At 71.4% G+C, this 18,786-nt stretch carries 21 protein-coding genes, 1 other RNA gene and 1 riboswitch; of the genes, 4 read left to right on the forward strand and 18 right to left on the reverse strand.

Going from position 1 to position 18,786, the window contains the following annotated elements; all coding sequences use genetic code 11:
• Positions 1-7: 7 nt before the first annotated feature.
• Genes panD through AABN02_RS00585 form a run of 14 tightly spaced genes read right to left on the reverse strand, consistent with a single transcriptional unit; the run spans position 8 to position 12,986 of the window.
• Positions 8-403: an aspartate 1-decarboxylase gene (gene panD / locus AABN02_RS00520; protein ID WP_338412967.1), complete on the reverse strand. Its 396-nt coding sequence runs from the start codon at positions 401-403 to the stop codon at positions 8-10.
• Positions 404-438: 35 nt separating this feature from the next.
• On the reverse strand, positions 439-1,026 hold the full coding sequence (locus AABN02_RS00525) for a histidine phosphatase family protein (RefSeq protein ID WP_338412968.1): 588 nt from the start codon (positions 1,024-1,026) through the stop codon (positions 439-441).
• Positions 1,019-1,810 (reverse strand): adenosylcobinamide-GDP ribazoletransferase, encoded by a 792-nt coding sequence (cobS, locus tag AABN02_RS00530; RefSeq protein WP_338412969.1) that lies wholly within the window; start codon positions 1,808-1,810, stop codon positions 1,019-1,021. The genes AABN02_RS00525 and cobS overlap by 8 nt, the downstream gene beginning before the upstream one ends.
• 7 nt (positions 1,811-1,817) lie before the next feature.
• On the reverse strand, positions 1,818-2,867 hold the full coding sequence (gene cobT / locus AABN02_RS00535) for a nicotinate-nucleotide--dimethylbenzimidazole phosphoribosyltransferase (protein WP_338412970.1): 1,050 nt from the start codon (positions 2,865-2,867) through the stop codon (positions 1,818-1,820).
• Positions 2,864-4,354 (reverse strand): cobyric acid synthase, encoded by a 1,491-nt coding sequence (locus AABN02_RS00540; protein ID WP_338412971.1) that lies wholly within the window; start codon positions 4,352-4,354, stop codon positions 2,864-2,866. Before AABN02_RS00540 ends, cobT begins: the two co-directional genes overlap by 4 nt.
• Positions 4,355-4,383: 29 nt before the next feature.
• On the reverse strand, positions 4,384-5,520 hold the full coding sequence (locus AABN02_RS00545; protein WP_338412972.1) for an aminotransferase class I/II-fold pyridoxal phosphate-dependent enzyme: 1,137 nt from the start codon (positions 5,518-5,520) through the stop codon (positions 4,384-4,386).
• Between the two features lie 11 nt (positions 5,521-5,531).
• Positions 5,532-6,500 (reverse strand): adenosylcobinamide-phosphate synthase CbiB, encoded by a 969-nt coding sequence (gene cbiB / locus AABN02_RS00550; protein WP_338412973.1) that lies wholly within the window; start codon positions 6,498-6,500, stop codon positions 5,532-5,534.
• Positions 6,497-7,204, reverse strand: coding sequence for an adenosine nucleotide hydrolase (locus AABN02_RS00555; RefSeq protein WP_338412974.1), 708 nt, complete (start codon positions 7,202-7,204; stop codon positions 6,497-6,499). Before AABN02_RS00555 ends, cbiB begins: the two co-directional genes overlap by 4 nt.
• A 4-nt stretch (positions 7,205-7,208) precedes the next feature.
• Complete coding sequence (gene cobO / locus AABN02_RS00560) at positions 7,209-7,778, reverse strand: cob(I)yrinic acid a,c-diamide adenosyltransferase (RefSeq protein ID WP_338412975.1); 570 nt, start codon at positions 7,776-7,778, stop codon at positions 7,209-7,211.
• The gene (locus AABN02_RS00565; protein WP_338412976.1) at positions 7,775-8,614 is read right to left on the reverse strand and encodes an ABC transporter ATP-binding protein; all 840 of its coding nucleotides are present in this window, start codon (positions 8,612-8,614) and stop codon (positions 7,775-7,777) included. The genes cobO and AABN02_RS00565 overlap by 4 nt, the downstream gene beginning before the upstream one ends.
• Entirely contained in the window at positions 8,611-9,633 is a 1,023-nt protein-coding gene (locus AABN02_RS00570) for an iron ABC transporter permease (protein ID WP_338412977.1), read from the reverse strand. The genes AABN02_RS00565 and AABN02_RS00570 overlap by 4 nt, the downstream gene beginning before the upstream one ends.
• A complete protein-coding gene (locus AABN02_RS00575) occupies positions 9,630-10,496 on the reverse strand; it encodes an ABC transporter substrate-binding protein (protein ID WP_338412978.1) in 867 nt (288 codons plus the stop codon). Before AABN02_RS00575 ends, AABN02_RS00570 begins: the two co-directional genes overlap by 4 nt.
• Positions 10,493-11,059: a bifunctional adenosylcobinamide kinase/adenosylcobinamide-phosphate guanylyltransferase gene (locus tag AABN02_RS00580; protein ID WP_338412979.1), complete on the reverse strand. Its 567-nt coding sequence runs from the start codon at positions 11,057-11,059 to the stop codon at positions 10,493-10,495. The genes AABN02_RS00575 and AABN02_RS00580 overlap by 4 nt, the downstream gene beginning before the upstream one ends.
• Positions 11,060-11,081: 22 nt before the next feature.
• Complete coding sequence (locus AABN02_RS00585) at positions 11,082-12,986, reverse strand: TonB-dependent receptor (protein ID WP_338412980.1); 1,905 nt, start codon at positions 12,984-12,986, stop codon at positions 11,082-11,084.
• A gap of 72 nt (positions 12,987-13,058) precedes the next feature.
• Positions 13,059-13,299, reverse strand: a riboswitch (cobalamin riboswitch).
• A 90-nt stretch (positions 13,300-13,389) separates the two neighbouring features.
• On the opposite strand from AABN02_RS00585, the gene AABN02_RS00590 reads away from it, so the two are divergent.
• The 4 genes from AABN02_RS00590 to AABN02_RS00605 all read left to right on the forward strand — a co-directional run bounded on the left by AABN02_RS00590 (position 13,390) and on the right by AABN02_RS00605 (position 14,996).
• Positions 13,390-13,623, forward strand: a complete 234-nt coding sequence (locus AABN02_RS00590) for a DUF904 domain-containing protein (RefSeq protein WP_179634597.1) — start codon at positions 13,390-13,392, stop codon at positions 13,621-13,623.
• A complete protein-coding gene (locus tag AABN02_RS00595) occupies positions 13,620-13,967 on the forward strand; it encodes a cell division protein ZapA (protein ID WP_338412981.1) in 348 nt (115 codons plus the stop codon). Before AABN02_RS00590 ends, AABN02_RS00595 begins: the two co-directional genes overlap by 4 nt.
• A 32-nt stretch (positions 13,968-13,999) precedes the next feature.
• Positions 14,000-14,176, forward strand: a non-coding RNA gene (ssrS, locus tag AABN02_RS00600) — 6S RNA.
• Between the two features lie 7 nt (positions 14,177-14,183).
• The gene (locus AABN02_RS00605; RefSeq protein WP_338412982.1) at positions 14,184-14,996 is read left to right on the forward strand and encodes a sulfite exporter TauE/SafE family protein; all 813 of its coding nucleotides are present in this window, start codon (positions 14,184-14,186) and stop codon (positions 14,994-14,996) included.
• A 30-nt stretch (positions 14,997-15,026) separates the two neighbouring features.
• Here AABN02_RS00605 and AABN02_RS00610 read toward each other — a convergent pair whose 3' ends face one another.
• The 4 genes from AABN02_RS00610 to AABN02_RS00625 form a co-directional block, all read right to left on the reverse strand.
• Positions 15,027-15,605 (reverse strand): DUF3501 family protein, encoded by a 579-nt coding sequence (locus AABN02_RS00610; protein ID WP_338412983.1) that lies wholly within the window; start codon positions 15,603-15,605, stop codon positions 15,027-15,029.
• Between the two features lie 35 nt (positions 15,606-15,640).
• Positions 15,641-17,008, reverse strand: coding sequence for a heterodisulfide reductase-related iron-sulfur binding cluster (locus tag AABN02_RS00615; protein ID WP_338412984.1), 1,368 nt, complete (start codon positions 17,006-17,008; stop codon positions 15,641-15,643).
• Positions 17,009-17,093: 85 nt separating this feature from the next.
• Positions 17,094-17,513, reverse strand: a complete 420-nt coding sequence (locus AABN02_RS00620; protein ID WP_338412985.1) for a rubrerythrin family protein — start codon at positions 17,511-17,513, stop codon at positions 17,094-17,096.
• A gap of 168 nt (positions 17,514-17,681) precedes the next feature.
• Positions 17,682-18,686, reverse strand: a complete 1,005-nt coding sequence (locus AABN02_RS00625) for a GGDEF domain-containing protein (protein WP_338412986.1) — start codon at positions 18,684-18,686, stop codon at positions 17,682-17,684.
• Positions 18,687-18,786: the final 100 nt, after the last annotated feature.

Below are 18,786 nucleotides of genomic sequence, written 5' to 3' on the forward strand. Positions count from 1 at the left end.
GAGGCGCTCAGCGCAGCGGCGAGGTCTGCGGCGGGTTCTCGGGGTGGGCGCGCAGTTCCTTGATGCGGTTCTGCGCGTCCATGAACACCAGCTTCGGCGCGTGCGTCGGCACCTGGTCTTCGTGGACCTGGGCGAAGGCGGCCAGGATCACCAGATCGCCCGTGCTGGCGCGGCGCGCGGCCGAGCCGTTGAGCGAGATGATGCCGCTGCCCCGCGGCGCCTTGATCACGTAGGTGACGAAGCGCTCGCCGTTGTTGATGTTCCAGACGTGGATCTGCTCGTTCTCGCAGAGGTTGGCGGCGTCGAGCAGGTCCTCGTCGATGCCGCAGGAACCTTCGTAGTGCAGCTCGCAGTGGGTCACGGCGGCGCGGTGGATCTTGGACTTGAGCAGGGTGCGGAACATGGCGTCGGTGGTCCTTGGACGTCGTAATTCAAAATTCAAAAAGCAGCGGATGGTACCGGGTGTTGGACCGGGTGGCGAATCCCCTGCCCGTAGCGCGGTGGTGCAGGCCAGGTGGCCGCTGTCAGTGTGCCCTGTGCCACGCCGTCCAGACAACCGAGCAGCGTGATCCAGCCGGCATGTCCGACGACCAGCCGCGGCAACTGCCCGGCCCGGACGGCGGCCAGCGCGTCCACCAGCCGTGCGTGGAGTTGCAGCAACGATTCGCCGCTGCCGGGCGCGTGGTGCAGGAACGCGGCCTCCCAGGCCAGCACCTCGGCGTAGGCGATGGCGGACCAGCGCTGGCCGTCCCAGGCGCCGAAATCCAGTTCGATCAGGCGTGCGTCGATCTGGTGTCGCCAGCCCCAGCGCCGCAGCCAGCGGCCGACGTCGGCCCCACGGCGCAGCGGTGACGTGGCGACCACGTGCGGCAGACCCTCGCGGCGCGCGGTCTGGCGGATGCGGTGCGCCAGGCGCTTGGCGCGGCGCGGGTCGACCGGCAGATCGGTCTGGCCGATGCAGCGCCCGGCTGCGCCGATCGGTTTCGGGTGGCGCCAGACGGCGAGTTCCAGCCGCCCGTCAGCCATGCAGCACCGCCAGCCAGCCCAGCAGCGCCGCCAGTTCGCTCAACTGCTGCGAGGCGCCCAGCGTGTCCCCCGTGTAGCCGCCCAGCCGGCCATGGAACCAGCGCCCGCACCACAGCACCATGCCCGCCAGCCCGAGCAGCCCCGCCAGCACCGGCCGCAGATCACCCAGCACGGCCACCGCGGCGACGCTCACCACAGCCGCCCAGCCCAGCACGACGAGCAGCCCGCGGCCGGAAATCTGCTGCGCCATCGGCTTGGCCTTGGCGTGCTCCAGATCACCCGCATAGGGCAGCACCCACAGCAGCACGACCGGCGCGACCCGCGACAGCGCGTGCGCCCAGACGGTGGCGACAGCGGCGGGCAGCAGGTCCACGGTGACGAGGCCGTGCAACGTCACCGCCTTCAGCCCGAGCACGCCGACCAGCCCGAGCGCACCGTAGCTGCCCAGGCGCGAGTCCTTCATGATCGTCAGCGCCCGCTCCCGGCTGACCGTGCCGCCGAGGCCGTCGCAGGTGTCGGCCAGGCCGTCCTCGTGGAAACCGCCGGTCATCCAGACGGTCGCCGCCATCGACAACCCGACCGCCACCGGCAGCGGCCAGCCCTGCGCCGCCAGCGCCAGCACCGCCGCGCCAACCGCGCCGATGCACAGCCCGACCGCCGGGTAGTGGCGGGCGCTGGAATGCATCCACTCGGGTGTCCAGCCGACCCAGGCCGGCACGGGGACGCGGGTGAAGAACTGGAGCGCGATGCAGAACAGGCGGAGTTCGTGGACCAGCGCGCGCATCACCAGATCAGCCCGCGCGGTCGCTCACGCCGGCCGAGGCGAAGCTCGCCATCTCCGCCAGGATGCGGCAGGCCGAGTCCAGCAGCGGCCAGGCCAGCGCCGCGCCCGAGCCTTCACCCAGCCGCAGGCCGAGGCTCAGCAGCGGCTCGGCTTCCAGGCGCGCCAGCATCAGGCGGTGGCCGGATTCGTCCGACTGGTGCGCGAACACGCAGCGCTGCAGCACGTGCGGCGCGAGGCGCGACGCCACCAGCACGGCGCTGCTCACGATGAAGCCATCGACGACGATGACCCGCCGCTGGGCCGCCGCTTCCAGCACCGCGCCGACCAGCATCGCGATCTCGAAACCGCCGAAGGCCGCCAGCGCGTCGAGCGGCGCCGTCGCCGCTTCGTGGCGGTCCAGCACCTTGCGCAGGATCTCGGTCTTGCGCACCAGCGCCGGGCCGTCCACGCCGGTGCCGCGGCCGGTGCAGCGGTCAATGGCCTCGCCGGTCAGCCGCGCCATCAGCAGCGAGGCCGACGAGGTGTTGCCGATGCCCATCTCGCCGAACAGCAGTACGTTGCCCGGCAGGCTGCGCACGACCCCCGCGCCGGTCTCGATCGCCGCGGCGCACTCGGCGGCGCTCATCGCCGGGCCTTCCAGCGCGTCCGCCGTGCCCCAGCCGATCTTGCGCTGCAGCAGGCCCGGACGCGGCGCGAACTCGTGCTTCACGCCGGCATCCACCACCGTCAGCGCCAGCCCGTGCTGACGCGCCAGCACGCTGACCGCCGCACCACCGGCCAGGAAGTTCTCGACCATCTGCCAGGTCACGTCGCTCGGGAAGGCCGAGACACCGCGTGCCGCCAGCCCGTGGTCGCCGGCGAACACGACCATCTGCGGATGCTCCAGCGCCGGCAGCTCGCGGCCCTGGATCTGGGCCAGCTTCAGCGCCAGCGCTTCGAGGCGGCCGAGCGAGCCCTGCGGCTTGGTCTTCTGGTCGAGCGCGGTCTGGACGCGCGCGGTCAGCGCCTCGTCCTGCAGATCGTCGATCAGGGGAACGGTGAAGGTGGGTGCAGTCATCGGGAGTCCTTGTCGTTGTGGAGCAGGGACAGCAGCACGCCTTCAGGCACGTGCTGGTCCAGAAAATCGGCGAGGCCGTCGAACACGGCGTCGAGCGTGCGCACCTCGGCGCCGAACAGCGCGCGCAGCACGGCGGGCGATTCGAACAGGCCGTGTGCATACAGCCCGAGCGCGGCGCCCTGCTGCCAGCCCAGCACCTCGCCCGCGGCGTTGTGCACCGCCACGGTGGCGGCGGGCAGGTCCGGGTGCTGCGCGGTGCGGCCGTGGTGGATCTCGTAGCCGTCGAAGGCGACGCCGGACAGCGCCGACCACGGCCCGTCCAGCGTGGCAAAGCGGGCCTGCGTCGGCTGCAGCAGCTTGTCCGGGTCGAAGGCGGTCACCAGCGGCAGCAGGCCCAGGCCGGGTGCGTTGCCGCCGAGCGGGTCGTCGACCGCGTGCAGGTCGATCAGCGCCTCGCCCAGCATCTGCAGGCCGCCGCAGATGCCCAGCACCGCCCCACCCTGCCCCGCGTGGCGCGCGACCGCCTGGTCCAGCCCCTGCGCGCGCAGCCAGGCCAGGTCGGCGGTGGTGTGCTTCGAGCCGGGCAGGATGACCCAGTCGGCCCCGTCCAGATCGGCCGGACCCCGCGCCCAGACCAGCCGCACGCCGGGCAGGTTGCGCAGCGGCTGGAATTCGTCGAGGTTACTGATGCGCGGGTAGGCGATCACCGCCACGCGCAGCGGCCGCACCGACGAGGCGCCCCCGCTGGAGCGGTCGTCGAACACGCCGTCCTCTTCCGGCAAGCCGTGCTCGCGCCACATCGGCAGCACGGCGACCGTGGGCACGCCGGTGAGCGCTTCGAGCTGTTCCGGGCCGGGGGCGAGCAGCGCCGCGTCGCCGCGGAAGCGGTTGAGCACGAAGCCGCGGATCAGCGCGCGTTCCTCGGCCGGCAGCAGCTGGTGCGTGCCGTAGAGGTGGGCGAAGGCGCCGCCGCGGTCGATGTCGGTCACCAGCAGGCAGGCGGCGTCCACGGCCAGCGCGGTGCGCATGTTGACGTAGTCGCTGCTGTGCAGGTTGATCTCGGCGGGCGAGCCGGCGCCCTCGATGACGACCACGTCGTTCTCGGCCATCAACTCGTGCAGCGCGTCGCGGGCGAACGGCCACAGCGCCTCGCTGCGTTCGCGCCACGGCACGGCGCCCAGATCGCGCCGCACGGCACCCAGCACGACGACCTGGCTGCGCGTGTCCGCCTCGGGCTTGAGCAGCACCGGGTTCTGGCGCACCTCGGGCGTGGCGCGGGCGGCGAGCGCCTGGAAGTACTGCGCGCTGCCGATCTCGCCCATGCGCCCGTCCGGGCCGGGCACGACGCGGGCGTTGTTGCTCATGTTCTGCGCCTTGAAGGGCGCGACCTTGAAGCCGCGGCGTGCATACCAGCGGCACAGCGCCGTGGCCAGCCAGCTCTTGCCGGCGCCACTCGTGGTGCCCAGGACCATCACTGCGCGTGCCATGGAGTTCCTTGAGTTCAGTAGGTTTTCATTCAGTAAGTCGACAGGCTCTGGAAGCCCGACTGCCGCACCGTCGGCACGAAGCCGCCGTCGCCCACCGTCTGGCGCCACAGCAGCGACAGCGCCTGCTGCGAGGGCGGCGGCTGCACGCTCACGCGCACCCAGCCCGGCAGGCCCATCGACGTGCAGTCGCGCAGCTTGATGCCCAGGGCGCGCAACTCCGGCAGCACCTGCGCCGGGTGCAGCGGATCGGACTCGGCGTCCTCGCCCGCCGTCCACTGGCCCCAGCGGGCGATGTAGTACGGCGTGACGCTGGTCAGGCAGGTCCAGCCCAGGCGCTTCTGGCACAGCTCGATCTGCTGCCGCCGCCAGCTGCGCAAGATGTGCAGGCTGGAGCGCAGCCAGCTCTGCGCCTCTTCCGTGGTCCAGCACTGCAGCATCGCCACCGCATGGGCACCCAGCGGCCACGAGGGCGCGAGCGCCGAGAGCCGGCCGGTCAGCCAGTCGGTCAGCGCAGCGGATTCGGGCGTGCGGGCCGGCGCGATCGCGTAGGCGCCGCGCACGCCGGTCAGCCCCAGCGCCTTGTTCGGCGACCAGAGCTGCCAAGCATCGTCGGGCACCGGCGGCGCCTCGCCATCCAGCCGCAGCGGCGAGTAGGCGCGGTCAATCACCAGCACCGACTCGCCCGGGTTGAACGGCGGCGCGGCGCGGGCATCGCCGATCGGGCTGCCCGGCTCGGTGTGCCAGATCAGCCACGCCGGGTCCTTCGTGTCCACGTCGTCGATCTCGCGCACCACGCGCAGGCCGAGCGATTCCGCCGCAGCGGCGTATTCCCCGTAGGCGTAGTCCGGCACCCGCACCCGCGCGCCCGGATGCAGCAGCGCGATCGCCAGCGTCATGCGCCGGATGAACTCGCTGGCGCTGCCCGCCACGACGATGCGCGCCGGATCGACCCCGTGCAGCCGCGCGAGCTGCTGCCGCAGGGCCGCGTAACTCGGGTCCGGGTAGCGCCGCACATCGACCTGCCGGACCTGCTCCAGCGCCATCGGCGCCGGCCCGCAGGCATTGGCATTGGTGGAAAAGTCCCAGCGCGGCACGCCCAGGGCGTCGGGCCCTCCGTGCGTGCGGACAAGGTCGTGGTGGTCCAGGCGGTCGTGGATCGACGTCATGTTCTGCTCATTCAGGCTGGCCCCCCGGCCGCCCCCATCAACGCCCACCCCAGCCAGCCACCCGCGAGCATGGTCATCCACCACCGGACGGCCGACTGGGTGTGCCGCAGGGCGGTCTCCACGTCTGCAGCCTCGGGTGCTCGGCCTCGGGGGTGCAGAGCATAGACCCCCGGCTTGCCCAGACAGATGTCCAGACGTAACGCCATCGCCCCCATCGACCAGCCGCCATTGGGCGACGGCGTGCGCGCCGCCTCGCCGCGCAGCTGCACCCAGTCCGCCACGCGCCACGCCGGACGCAGCAGCAGCGCCGTCACGCGCGCGGTCGGCCACGACAGCCCATCGTCCGCCCGCGCCGCCCACTTGCCGGCCCATTCCCAGGCGCCGCGGTAGCCCCACATCGCGTCCGCCGTGTTGGCAAACCGGTACAGCACGGCGCCCGGCAGGCCCGCCACGGCGAACCACGCCAGCGGCGCGATCACCGAGTCGTTGAGGTTCTCGGCCAGCGTCTCGATCGCCGACTCGCGCACCTGCGCGGCAGTGAGCTGGCGCACGTCGCGGCTGACCAGCCAGGCCAGGCGCGCGCGTCCCGCCTCCAGCCCCTGCTGCAAGGCCGCTTCGACCGCCCGCACCTCGTCGCAGAGCATCCGCGCCGCGAACAGCGGTTTGAGCAGCAGCGCCAGCAGCGGCACGGCCAACCAGGCCGGCAACGTCCGCAGCCAGCTCTGCAACCCCCAGGCGCCCGCCACCAGTCCGGCGGCCAGCCCACACCAGACCAGCGCCCCGCCCACGAACGCCGCCCGCGGCGGCCAGGCGCGCACCCGCCGTCCGACCGGCCCCAGCACCGACCCCAGCCACGCCACCGGATGCCAGGCGTTCGGCGGCTCGCCGAATCGGCGGTCCAGCGCCCAGGCGAGCAGCAGCGCCCCGGCCTGCAGCACGGGCCACGGCGCCGGGTCGGTGGCGAGCGCGGTCAGCGTCACGGTGCGTTGGCCAGCCGCAGTTCGTCGAACACCAGCGTGGTCGGGCGCATCGGCGGGCGGGCGAAGACGGTGCGCGTGCCGCCACTGACCAGCGCCAGCGGCGCGGCCATGCCCGGCGCGTCGACGACGACGGTGTGGAACTCGCCGTCCTCGCCACAGACACACACGCCCGCTGGCAGCTCGGCCAGCAGCGCGGCGTCGTAGTCGCGGCCGCAGAAACGGGCGTCCAGCCGGCTGCTGTCCACGCAGACCAGCCGCGCCCGGATGCCCCGGTCGAGGATCTCGCGGGCCAGCGCCGCACGCGACAGGCCCCACAGCGGAAAGACCGCCTGCAGACCGGCCCGCTCGCAGGCCGGCTCCAGCCAGTCGCGGTGCGCCTGCAGGTCGATGTCACCGAAGACGACGTGGGTGTAGCCGCTGTCGTGCAGGGACTGCAGCGCGGCGTCGAAGCACATCGCGTACGCCCCCGGCAGCCCGTCCGGTACGGCCACCGCCCGCCACACGCCGCCGAAGGCAGTGACCTGCGCGGCAATCACCTCGGGCGCGAGCGCGTGCGACTTGCTGAAGCCATCGGCCTCGCACATCGTCAGGAAGGTCTGCACGTCGTGGCCCGCTTCGCGGGCATGCAGCAGCGCCAGGCAGGAGTCCTTGCCGGCGCTCCAGCTGATGGCGGATTTCATCGTCGCAGTCATCGGGGCGGTCATCGCGTCAGTCCTCGATGCCGCGCTGCGCCGGCACACCCGCCTTGAAGTGGTGCTTCACCAGCGCCATCTCGGTCACGGTGTCGGCGAGTTCGACGAGTTCCTCCGGCGCGTTGCGGCCGGTGAGCACGACGTGGACATGCGCCGGCCGCTCGCGCAGCGCCTGCAGCACCGGCTCCAGCGGCACCCAGCCGTAGCGCAGCGGGTACATGATCTCGTCGAGGACGACGAGGAAGTGTTCACCCGCGCGGATCGTCGCCTCGGCCTTGGCCCAGCCGTCGCGGGCGAGCTGGGCGGAGTGGTCGAGGTCCTTGCTCTTCCACGAGAAACCGTCGCCCAGCCCTTCGATGGGAATACCGATCTGCTCGAACAGCCGGTGTTCGCCGAAGCGCGCGCTGGGCACCTTCATGAACTGGTAGACCTTGACCGCCTTGCCGCGGCCGTGGGCGCGGATCGCCAGCCCGAAGGCCGCTGTGCTCTTGCCCTTGCCGTCGCCGGTGTGGACCAGGACGAGGCCCCGGCGCTCGCCGTCGGGGACGATGCGTTCGCGGTCGACGGGCGGTTGTTCGATGTTCATGGTGGGGTTCCTTGGAAACCTTGAAAGAGCTGGGGCAGCGCGACCCACTGCGCACCGACGCGCTCGATGCGGATCGCGCCGCCAAACACCTCGACCAGCGCGGCGTGCACGGCCGGATCGTCGCAGCAGCCGACCGCACGCACAGCACCCGCCGCCAGTACGACCAGCCGGTCCGCAGCCAGCGCGAGGCTCAGGTCGTGCAGCACGCTGATGACCACCTGCGTGCGGCCAAGCCGCGCCATCTGGCGGACCAGCGCCACCTGGTGCGGCGGGTCGAGGTGGGTGGTCGGCTCGTCGAGCAGCAGCACCGGCGCCTGCACGGCCAGCGCCCGGGCGAGGAACACCCGCTGGCGCTCGCCGCCCGAAAGTTCGGACAGGCGGCGGTGCTGCCAGGCCTGGCATTCGGTGTCGCGCATGGCCTGCTGGACGATGGCCTCGTCCTGCGGGCCGGGCGTGGCGAACAGGCCGAGCTGCGGCAGGCGGCCGAGGTGGACGATGTCGCGCACGGTGAGTTCGCCGCTGGATTCGGCCTGCTGCGCGAGCCAGGCGAGCTGGCGGGCGCGGTCGCGGGCGGACCAGTGGCCCAGCGGGCGGCCGGCCAGCGAGACCTCGCCTGCGTGGAGCGGCTGCAGGCCGGCGAGTGCGCGCAGCAGCGTGGACTTGCCGGCGCCGTTCGGGCCGACGATGGCGGTCCAGCCGCGGTCGAACGCGAGGGTGATGCCGTGGAGGATGGGGCGGCCACCGAGGTGGACTTCCAGCGCCGTGGTGGACAGGGAGGCTGGCGGGGGTGGGTGCCCGCCTTCGCGGGCATGACGGAAGGGGGTGGGCGTGCTCATCCTGCGATCTCCCGGCGGCGCAGCAGCCACAGCAGGTAGAAGCCGCCAAGCACGGCGGTCAGCACGCCGACCGGCAGCTCCTGCGGCGCGATCAGCGTGCGCGCCAGCACGTCGGCCAGCAGCAGCAGCGCGCCGCCCATCGCCGCGCTGGCGACGAGCCGGTAGCCGTGCGTCGCGTGGACAAAGCGCCGGACCAGGTGCGGCGCGACCAGGCCGACGAAGGCGACCATGCCGGCCTGCGACACCGCCGTGCCGGTGGCCAGCGCCATCAGCACGACCAGCACCAGCCGCAGCATCGGCAATGGCAGGCCGAGGCTGACGGCGCTGTCCTCACCGAGCGTCAGCGCATCCAGCACCCGCGACAGCCGCCAGCCCGGCGGCAGCACCAGCAGCAGCACGGCGCCCAGCACCGCGCAGCTCGACCAGCCGAGAAAGCCCGTCGTGCCGAGCAGGAAGGCCTGTTTGCCGCGCAGCGCGTCGGGCGCGAGGGTGGTCAGCAGGTCGTTGAGCGCGCCCAGCACCACGCCGACCACGACGCCGGCCAGCAGCAGCCGCGTCGTGTGCTGCGCGCCGCGGGCCAGCGACAAGGTCAGGCCGACCCCGACCAGCGCGCCCACGAACGCCGCCGCGACCAGCCCGAAGCGCGACAGCAGCTCCGCGGTCGCCAGACTCAGCCCCACGCCGGCGAGCGAGCTGGCCGCGAGCACCAGCACCACGCCCAGCGAGGCACCCGCCGCCGAGCCGAGCAGATAAGGATCGGCCAGCGGGTTGCGGAACAGGCCTTGCGCGATTGCCCCGGCGAGGCCGAACAGCGCGCCGGTCAGCCACGCGCCCAGCGTGCGCGGGGCGCGGATCTGCCACAGGATCAGGTCGGCCGAGCCATCGGCCAGCATGGTGCGGAATGCGGCGAGGCTCCAACCCTCGCTGCCCGCGACCAACCCGGCCGTGCCACCCAGCAGCGCGACCAGCGCCAGCGCCCAGGCCAGGCGGGTGCGGCGGCGCTGCTCGTGTTCGCTCATGGGGGCAGCGCCTGCAAGCAGTCGGCGACCAGTTCGGCCGCTTCGCCCAGCCGCGGGCCGGGACGCACGAGCATCTCGTAGCGCGTGGCCTCGAAGGCGCAGGTGCGGCCGGTCTGCAATGCCTTCAGCGTGGACCAGCCGGGGCGACGTGGCATGTCGCGCAGGTTGCGCTCGACCGCCATGACCAGATCCGGCTGCGCCTTGACGATGAATTCAGGGTTGAGTTTCGGGAACGGGCCGAGCGCGGGCGGGACGATGTTGCCCAGGCCGAGCTGGGTCAGCAATTCGCCGAGGAAGGACGTGCTGCCGGCCGCGTAGGGGGCCGAGTCCACCTCGAAGTACACCTTCTGGCCCCGCAGCGCCGCTGGCACGCGGGCCGCGGCGCGCTGCACCTGCTGGTCGATGCGCGCCCACAGCACGGCGCCCTGCTCCGGCCGGCCCATCAGCGTGGCGATGGTGGCGACCGTGCGTTTCGCTTCGGCCTGGCTGCGCGGCTCCAGCACGACGACGTGCAGCCCCAGCGACTCCAGCCGCTCGACCGCCCGCGTCGAGCGCGCCGCCAGCACGACATCCGGCCGCAGCGCGACGACGCGCTCGACCTGCGTGTCGTCCATGCCGCCGAGCTTGGGCAGCGCGGGCACGCTGGCGGGCCAGTTGGAATAGCGGTCGGTGCCGACCAGCCGCTCGCAGTAGCCGAGCGCGCAGACGGTTTCGGTCAGCGAGGGCAGCAGCGTGACGATGCGCTGCGGCGGCGCGGCGAGCTTGACCGTCGCGCCGCGGTCGTCCCGCACGACCACCTCGGCGCGGGCGGAGCAGGCCGCCACCGCCAGCCACAGCGCCAGCAGCCAGCGCCCGCGGCTCATCGCTTCACCGCCATCTCGATCCCCGCCACCAGCAGCGTTACCCGCGGACAGCGCGCAGCGATCTGCTGGTGCAAGCGGCCAAGTTCATCGACGTAGCGCCGCGCCTCGCGCGACATCGGCGACAAACCCAGCCCGATCTCGTTCGAGACGAGCACGACCGGGCCGGGCGCCGCCAGCAAGGCCGCGTCCAGATCAGCCAGCACAGCGAGCCAGCGCGTGTCGTCGACCGGCCCGCCCTCCAGCGGCTCCAGTGGCATCAGCCACTGCGTCAGCCACAGCGTCAGGCAGTCCACCAGCACGAGGCAGTCCGGCGCGCTGTGGCGGCGGACGGCGTCGGCGAGGTCGCGCCGCACCTCGTCGAGCGCCATCGCCGGCACACGCACGGCCCGATCCGCCTGGTGCCGCTGGATGCGGGCGCGCATCTCCTCGTCACCGCCGAGCGCGGTGGCCAGCAGCACGGCGCGGTGGCCGGGCTGCACCAGCCAGTCGGCCGCGCGCCGCTCGCCGCAGCGCGACTTGCCACTGCGCTGGCCGCCGAGGATGAACTCGCTCTGCGGGTGCATGGCGAAAGACGCTCGCCTCAGCTCAGCGCGGCGTGTAGCGCAGCGTCACGTACAGCTCGCGCCCCGGCTGGTTGTAGCCCAGCGCGGTCTCGTACGGGCGGTTGGTGACGTTGTTCAGCCGTGCGCCCAGCGCCCAGTCGGGCGCGTACTGCCACTGCGCGTGCAGGTCGACCGTGGCGTAACCGGCCAGGCGCTGCTTGTTGGCGGTGTCGTTGAAGCGGTGGCTGTAGGCCTGCAGGCCGGTGCCGACCGTCCAGGCGCCCAGGTCGACGTCGGCGCTCAGCTTGGCGGCATTGCGCGCACGGCGCTGCAGCAGCTTGCCCTGGTTGGCACTGCCGTCGGTGTCGTTCTTGGGCGTCAGGTGGTCCACCGCCGCCCCGAGCTTGAGCGGGCCGAGCTGGCCGTCGTAGCCCAGGCTCACGCCGTTGCTCTGCGCGTACGGCAGGTTCACCGGGTTGGCGCCCTGCGTGATGTAGCCGCGGATGCGGTTGCCGAACACGGTGGCGCTGAACTGCTGCTCGCCAGTCGTGTAGCGCAGACCGACCTCGGCGTGCTTGCCCTTCTCCGGCTCCAGCTTCGGGTTGCCGTAGGACGGCCAGTAGAGCTGGTTGAAGCTGGGGGCCACGAAGCTGGTGCCGATCTGTGCCGTGGCGCGCAGGCCTTCCATCAGCGCGATGCCGTAGCCGACGGTGCCGGTGGTCGGGTTGCCGTACTGCGAGTTGCGGTCGTGGCGCACGCTGGCCTGCACGGTGTGGATGCCGACCGTGGCGTTGTAACCCAGGGCGAGGCTGTTGATCGTGCGGTCCGTGGTGTCGTAGTTGCCGGCGGGCTTGCTCACCTTCTGCTTGAGGTGTTCCGCGACGACCAGCAGCGTGCCGACGGGCAGGCTGACGGTGTTGTCCCAGCTCAGCTGCTGCTGCACGGTGGCGATGGTGCCGAGGTCGGCATACGGCGACGCGGAGGCGATCGTCTCGTAGTCGTTGGCGCTGCGGGCCAGACGCAGCTGCGTGCGCCAGCCGGACGTCACCTCGCCCGAGGTATCGACCGACAGCACGCGGGTGCGCAGGCCGGACTTGGCGTCGACGCCCGGGCCGTCGTCGTAGGCGGACAGGGCATCGGCGCTCAGCAGGTGGGCGCCGACCTGCCAGCCTTGCGAGAGCTTCAGGCCGACGTGGGCGCTGGCGGCGTTCTGGCGGAAGCCGTCGGGATCGGCGTTGTAGTTGCCGAACTCGGCGCGCGGGTTGGTGGCCGAGAAGCCGCCGTTTTCGGTGTGCAGAAGCTGCAGGGCGCCGCTCCACTGGCCGTCGTTGAAGCTCGTGCCGGCACTGGCCTGGCCGTAGCGGCGGGCGCCCGCGGTGACGGAGCCGTTGTAGCGCGTGCCTTCGCTGGCGCTGGCGCGGCGGGTGAAGACCTGCACCACGCCGCCGACCGCATCACTGCCGTAGAGGCTGGACAGCGGACCGCGCACGATCTCGATGCGATCGATGTCGCCGAGCGGCAGGTTGTCGAGTTCGGGCATGCCGGTGGTGGCCGAGCCGTAGCGCACGCCATCGACCAGCAGCAGCACGTGGCGCCCTTCCAGGCCGCGGATGAAGACGGAGCTGGTCTTGCCCAGGCCGCCGTTGGACGAGAGCTGGATGCCGCCTTGCTGGCTCAGCACTTCGCTCAGCGTGCGGCCGCTGGCGCGCTCCAGGTCGTCGCGGGTCAGCACGGTGACGTCGGCCACGGTCTGGTCGGCGCGCACCGGCGTGCGGGTGGCCGTGATGACCACGGAGGGCAGAGACGCCGCGGCCGCCGTGGTGTTGGCCGCGCTGGACTGCGCGGAAGCGGCGGTCGGGAGGAGGGAGAACGCGCACAGCGCGGCGGCCAGTGCGACGGGGCGCACGGACAGGCGGGGCAGCGAGGCGGCCCGGAATTCGGAGGTCATAGGAGAACACAGCGCAGAAAGATCGTGGCGCCAGCTTCCCCGCAGGCGCACACCTCAATGGCGAACGACGACTGTCGTCCGCCCCCCGTTGGCCGGTATCCGGGCTGACGGACGAACCCCGAGCGACCTTCCCGGTATCCCAATGACACCAGTGGCATGTGCGCCGAGGCAGAGAGCGCGAGGCTCCCGTCCGCTTACCGTTGCGGGGGCAGCGCAGGTGGAGCGTGGCCCGAAAGGGCGTGAACTTTCCTGCTTCCCGTTTAACCGTGGCGGCGTGAAGGCCGGCACGAGCACCAACAGCGTGAATTGTAAACGGTGCCCGCCCGGACCACTACAATCATCGCGAACAGGGCGCGCGGACTGTCGCGCCCACCACTACGCACTACGCAACCGCCACCGCGCAATGTCCACACTCGAAGACCTCGCCGAACGGGTAGAACGGCTGCTTCTGCGCCACGAAGAGCTACAGCACGTGAATGCCCAGCTCGAACAGCAACTCACCGCCACCGCGGCCGAACGCGACAACCTGCGCTCCCGGCTGGCCGCAGCGCGGGCCCGCATCGACGCCCTGATCGAGCGTCTGCCGGCGGGGGATGTCGATACCCACGACCGCGGCGCATCGGGAGGCGGCGTATGAAACAGCTCGAAGTCAGCATCATGGGCCAGAGCTACATCCTGGCCTGCCCGGACGGCGGCGAAGCCGTCCTGACCGCCGCCGTGCGCCAGGTCGACCGCGAGATGTGCACCATCCGCGACGCGGGCCGGGTCAAGGCACGCGAGCGCATCGCCGTGCTGGCGGCGCTGAATCTGGCGTATTCGCTCATCGAGCACCGCACGATGGACGGCCACGTCACGCCGGTGCAGATCACCGAATCCACACCGGTACTGGCCCCCAGCACACCCCTGATCACCATCGACGTCGACAGCCTGGTACGCAGGATCGATGCTGCACTCGGTGACCAGGATCACGTTTCGACCTGAGCCGCAGGGCCGGGATCGTCATAGAATTGACCCGTCCGCTGCGTTCGCGGGGGTTTTATTTCCTTGAACCGATGCTCTCGCGAGCCTGGGCTTGGAACATTGACCAGCTGGTGTGATCGTCTCGCGTCAGATGAACCCGAAGCCGGTCTGACCTCGCCCACCTGAATCCCCTGGGTTCAGGAATGCGGCCTTCGGTTCGCAGCGGACACCCCCTACATGCACCTCGATCTCACCCTGGTTGCCCAGCTTCTCGCGCTCGGCACCTGCACCGGTTTCCTCGCCGGCCTGCTCGGCATTGGCGGCGGCATGCTGATGGTGCCGTTCATGACGCTGATCCTCTCGGCGCGCGGCGTGGACGCATCGCTGGCGGTCAAGATGGCCATCGCCACCTCCATGGCCACCATCCTCTTCACCTCGGTTTCCAGCGTGCGGGCGCACCACAAGCGCGGCGCCGTCCGCTGGGACATCGTGCGCACGCTCGCGCCCGGCATCGTGCTGGGCGGGCTGGTGGCGGGCGCCGGGGTGTTCTCGCTGCTCAAGGGCACGACGCTCGCGCTGGTGTTTGCGGTCTTCGTCGCCTTTTCCGCCACCCAGATGCTGCTGGACCGCAAACCTGCCCCGACGCGCCAGATGCCGGGCAAGGCCGGCAGCCTCGGCGCGGGGGGGCTGATCGGTTTCGTTTCCGGGCTGGTCGGCGCCGGCGGCGGCTTCATCTCCGTGCCCTTCATGAACTGGTGCAATGTCGCCATGCACAACGCGGTGGCGACCTCGGCGGCCCTCGGCTTCCCGATCGCGCTGGCAAACACGATCGGCTATGTGGTGGGTGGGTGGTCGATGCCCAGCCCGCTGCCCGGCGCGCTCGGCTACCTGTGGCTGCCGGGACTCGCCATCATCGCCACGGCCAGCGTCACCACCGCCCCGCTCGGCGCACGCACCGCGCACGCGATGAACATCAAGCAGCTGAAGAAGGTCTTCGCCTGCACCCTGTACGGGCTGGCGGCCTACATGCTCTACAAGTCGATGGCCTGAAGCGCCGGGCCACGGCCGCGCAGGCCCGGCTCAGCGCAGGTCCCCCGCCAGACTGGCCAGCGTCTCCGCCCCCACCCGCTGGTGCACGGGATACGCCGAGTGGTCGCAGCCGATCGTCACCTCGGCGCCCGCCAGAATCGCCGACCGGGTGCGTGCATCGAACTCGAAGCGCACGAAGTGCACCGCCGAGGTCTTCTCCGCGGTCTCCCGGTCCAGGTCCTCGTCGGCGATCGCGTGGACGCGGGGATAGCCGTCCACCTCGACGAAGACCCGGTCCTCCACGCCGATCAGGCGCGCCAGGGCGCGTCGCCGCTCGTGCACGTCCGGGTATTCGAGCATCAGCGTCGCCTTCCAGTTGCTGCCGTCCGGCAGCAGGGGCAGGTAGGTGTCCAGCTCGGCGCGGATGCCCTCCTCCTCGAAGATCTTCTCGACCCGCAGCATCTCCTGCACCTGGTAGCGCAGGGTCGTCTCGTCCTCGAACTGCAGCAGCATGTGCTCGCCGAGGTGGACGCTGCGCAGGCGCCGGTGGGCGATCACCTCGGCGCGCAGCGCGGGCCGCGCGCGCGCATAGGCTTCGAGCGTCATCAGGCTGTCGCGGGTGATGGCCATGGGGTGGTTCTCCTGTCGGATGGAGCGGGCGCGGTTCAGGGGTGCAGGCCGTAGGCGCGGGCGACCAGCGAGAGCGGGTGGGCCAGTGGCGCCGTGGGCAGGCCGTTGTTGGCCATGCCCTGCGCGATGTGATGGCCGCCCAGCGGGCAGTCGGAGCTGATCCAGTCCGGGCCTTTGCCGTCCGCCCCCAGCTTGCCCATCGCCTTGAAGACCGGCTTGCCGATCTTCATCGCGGTCTCGTGGAAGGGTTTCTTGATGCCGTAGGTGCCAGCGTGGCCCGAGCAGCGTTCGACCGTGTTCAGCTCGACCGCCACGGTCTTGCCGATCAGCCGGAACATCTCCTCCGTCTTGCGGCCGATCTTCTGCACGCGGCCGTGGCACGGGATCTGGTAGCTGATCCGCCCCAGCGCCTGCGTGAAATCGGTGCGCAGCAGGCCGTCCTTGTGGCGCGCGACGAGGTACTCGAACGGGTCCCACACCGCGTCGCGCACCAGCGCCACGTCGGCATCATCGGGAAACAGCAGCGGCAGTTCCTGCTTGAACATCAGCGTGCAGGACGGCACCGCGGCCAGGATCGCGTAGCCCTCGCGGGCATAGCGCGCGAGCACGGGGATGTTGGCGTCCTTGCTCGCCTCGACCGAGGCCAGATCCCCCAGTTCGAGCTTGGGCATGCCACAGCAGCGCTCCTTCTCGACCAGTTCGTAGGGGATGTCGTTGTGCGCCAGCACCTTCAGCAGGTCGTGCCCGATGCCGGGGTCGTTGTAGTTGACGAAGCAGGTCGCGAAGACTGCGACCTTGCCCGGCGTGCGCTCACCGTTGGTGCTGACCGTGGAGGGGCTGGCGGCGGCGCTGCTGCGGAAACGGTGCGTGGCCAGCTCCGGCATCCACGCGTCGCGGTGCACGCCGAGCACCTGCTCCATCACCCCGCGTGCGACGCTGGTGTGGTTGACCGCGTTGGCAATCTGCACCACCACCGGGATGCCGGCGAACTGCCCGTGCACGTCGGTCGACGCCAGGAACCGCTCGGCCCGCGTCACCTCGCCTTGCTGGAAGCGGATCGCCTTCGCCCGCAGCATCAGGTGCGGGAAATCGAGTCCCCACGGGTGCGGCGGCACGTAGGGGCACTTGGTCATGTAGCAGAGGTCGCAGAGGTAACACTGCTCGACGACCTTGCCGTAGTCGGCCTTGGCGACGCCGTGGACCTCGCCATCGGCGGTCGCGTCCACGAGGTCGAACAGCGTCGGGAAGGACTGGCACAGGCTCACGCAGCGGCGGCAGCCATGGCAGACATCGAACACCCGCTCCATCTCGGCCTCGCACTGCGCCTGGTCATGGAAATCCGGGTTCTTCCAGTCGATCGGATGGCGGGTGGGCGCCTCCAGATTGCCTTCACGCTGGCTCACGGGGACCTCCTGGTTCAGGATTGGGTGCGGCTCCATCGGCCCGGGCCACCCGGGGCCGCAACCCCGGGCGGTCGGGGCGGGGGCGTCAGTCCACCAGGGCGTCGAGTGCGCGCTGGTAGCGGTTGGCGTGGGAGCGCTCGGCCTTGGCCAGCGTCTCGAACCAGTCGGCGATCTCGTCGAAGCCCTCGTCGCGGGCGGTGCGGGCCATGCCGGGGTACATGTCGGTGTACTCGTGGGTTTCGCCGGCCACGGCCGCCGCCAGATTCAGGCGAGAGGGACCGATGGGCAGGCCGGTCGCCGGGTCACCCACCGCCTCGAGGAATTCGAGGTGGCCGTGCGCGTGGCCGGTCTCGCCTTCGGCGGTCGAGCGGAACAGCGCCGCGACGTCGTTCTGGCCTTCGATGTCGGCCTTGTTCGCGAAGTAGAGGTAGCGGCGGTTGGCCTGGGATTCGCCTGCGAAGGCATCCTTCAGGTTCTGTTCGGTCTTGGAACCCTTGAGCGTCATGTCAGTCTCCGGTGAACGTCATTCCGAGAGGCGGCCGGGGCGGCACGCAACGACAGCACGGGCCGCAAGCCGGAACGGCGCGACCGTGTGACGCAGACAATAGGACGACCGGAAGCCGACGTCGAGAAGAGTTTGGCTATCCTGCAGCAGGCAAAAATCTATCGCCACTCAGTGCACCGGCAGCATCTCGCCCAGCCGGATCGAGGCCAGCGCGACCCGGTTGCCACCCCGCTGGCGTGCATCGGCCAGCGCGCGCACGGCGGCCTGGCTGAGGTCCGCCAGCGTTGCCGCCGTGTGCGGAAAACTCGCCACGCCGATCGAGACCTCGAAGTTGAAGCCCTGCCCGTTCACCACCACCACTTCCGTGGCACAGGCCCGGCGCAGGTGCTCCATGCGCGAATGGGCCGTCGCCAGCCCGACACCGGACAGCAGGATCGCGAAGCGCCCGTCGCCGAGCTGGGACAGCACGTCCATCGCGCGGGTGTTGGTGCGCATCAGCAGGCCCATCGACTGCGTGACCGCCTGCACCGCCGGATCGCCCAGTGTGTGGCGCATCGACTCGACCCGGTCCAGCGCCAGCAGCACCAGCGCGAACTCGCGGTGCTCGCGCTGCGACAGCGCGGCCTCGCGGCGCAGGTGCTCCTCGAAATGCTCGCGGCGGAACAGCTCGCTCGGCCGGTCCAGCCCCTGCGCATGCTGGCGGCGCAGCACCTCGACCGCCTGTTGCTGGCGCTCGATCTGGTCCAGCGCCGACTGCAGCCGGCCCGCCTCGCGCCGGCTCTGCGTCACGTCGCGCCAGAGGCTCAGGATCTGGCGCGCGCCGTCCGCCGCCGCCATGACATGGCGCACCACGTGGAATTCGGTGCGCACCCCGGCGCGCTCGAACCGGTGGTCCTCGGCGACCACCGCCTGCCCGGCAGCCAGCGCACGGGCGTCCGCCGCCTGCAGCGCATTGGCTTCGGCCTGCGGCAGCAGCTCCAGGTCGGTCGCGCCGGCCACACGCTGCGCATCGGCGCCCAGCCAGGCCAGGCACGGCGCGTTGGCCCACCGGTAGCGCCCGCTGTCGGCGTCCTTGAGCGCCAGCAGCGCGCCCTCGACCTGCAGCAGATCGAGCAGACCGCCGGCCAGCAGAGCAGGCGGCGCCACGGGGACAGGCAGTTCGAGGTGGTTCATCCGGCCATGATAGGCAGTGCGCCTGTTCACCGCCTGCGACCAAACTCACACCGGGTAACCGGGCGTTCACCGGGCGTGAACTCTGTCACCGCCCGGTGCC

It is taken from the genome of uncultured Sphaerotilus sp. (genome assembly GCF_963924895.1).
GTDB lineage: Bacteria > Pseudomonadota > Gammaproteobacteria > Burkholderiales > Burkholderiaceae_C > Sphaerotilus.

Coding starts and splice junctions, on each gene's coding strand:
- AABN02_RS00570 (WP_338412977.1), bottom strand. CDS start 9,633: ATGAGCGAACACGAGCAGCGCCGCCGCACCCGCCTGGCCTGGGCGCTG.
- AABN02_RS00540 (WP_338412971.1), bottom strand. CDS start 4,354: ATGGCACGCGCAGTGATGGTCCTGGGCACCACGAGTGGCGCCGGCAAG.
- AABN02_RS00595 (WP_338412981.1), top strand. CDS start 13,620: ATGAAACAGCTCGAAGTCAGCATCATGGGCCAGAGCTACATCCTGGCC.
- AABN02_RS00625 (WP_338412986.1), bottom strand. CDS start 18,686: ATGAACCACCTCGAACTGCCTGTCCCCGTGGCGCCGCCTGCTCTGCTG.
- AABN02_RS00610 (WP_338412983.1), bottom strand. CDS start 15,605: ATGGCCATCACCCGCGACAGCCTGATGACGCTCGAAGCCTATGCGCGC.
- AABN02_RS00590 (WP_179634597.1), top strand. CDS start 13,390: ATGTCCACACTCGAAGACCTCGCCGAACGGGTAGAACGGCTGCTTCTG.
- AABN02_RS00565 (WP_338412976.1), bottom strand. CDS start 8,614: ATGAGCACGCCCACCCCCTTCCGTCATGCCCGCGAAGGCGGGCACCCA.
- cobS (WP_338412969.1), bottom strand. CDS start 1,810: ATGCGCGCGCTGGTCCACGAACTCCGCCTGTTCTGCATCGCGCTCCAG.
- AABN02_RS00620 (WP_338412985.1), bottom strand. CDS start 17,513: ATGACGCTCAAGGGTTCCAAGACCGAACAGAACCTGAAGGATGCCTTC.
- cobT (WP_338412970.1), bottom strand. CDS start 2,867: ATGACTGCACCCACCTTCACCGTTCCCCTGATCGACGATCTGCAGGAC.
- AABN02_RS00545 (WP_338412972.1), bottom strand. CDS start 5,520: ATGACGTCGATCCACGACCGCCTGGACCACCACGACCTTGTCCGCACG.
- AABN02_RS00585 (WP_338412980.1), bottom strand. CDS start 12,986: ATGACCTCCGAATTCCGGGCCGCCTCGCTGCCCCGCCTGTCCGTGCGC.
- AABN02_RS00580 (WP_338412979.1), bottom strand. CDS start 11,059: ATGCACCCGCAGAGCGAGTTCATCCTCGGCGGCCAGCGCAGTGGCAAG.
- panD (WP_338412967.1), bottom strand. CDS start 403: ATGTTCCGCACCCTGCTCAAGTCCAAGATCCACCGCGCCGCCGTGACC.
- AABN02_RS00605 (WP_338412982.1), top strand. CDS start 14,184: ATGCACCTCGATCTCACCCTGGTTGCCCAGCTTCTCGCGCTCGGCACC.
- AABN02_RS00555 (WP_338412974.1), bottom strand. CDS start 7,204: ATGACCGCCCCGATGACTGCGACGATGAAATCCGCCATCAGCTGGAGC.
- AABN02_RS00575 (WP_338412978.1), bottom strand. CDS start 10,496: ATGAGCCGCGGGCGCTGGCTGCTGGCGCTGTGGCTGGCGGTGGCGGCC.
- AABN02_RS00525 (WP_338412968.1), bottom strand. CDS start 1,026: ATGGCTGACGGGCGGCTGGAACTCGCCGTCTGGCGCCACCCGAAACCG.
- cobO (WP_338412975.1), bottom strand. CDS start 7,778: ATGAACATCGAACAACCGCCCGTCGACCGCGAACGCATCGTCCCCGAC.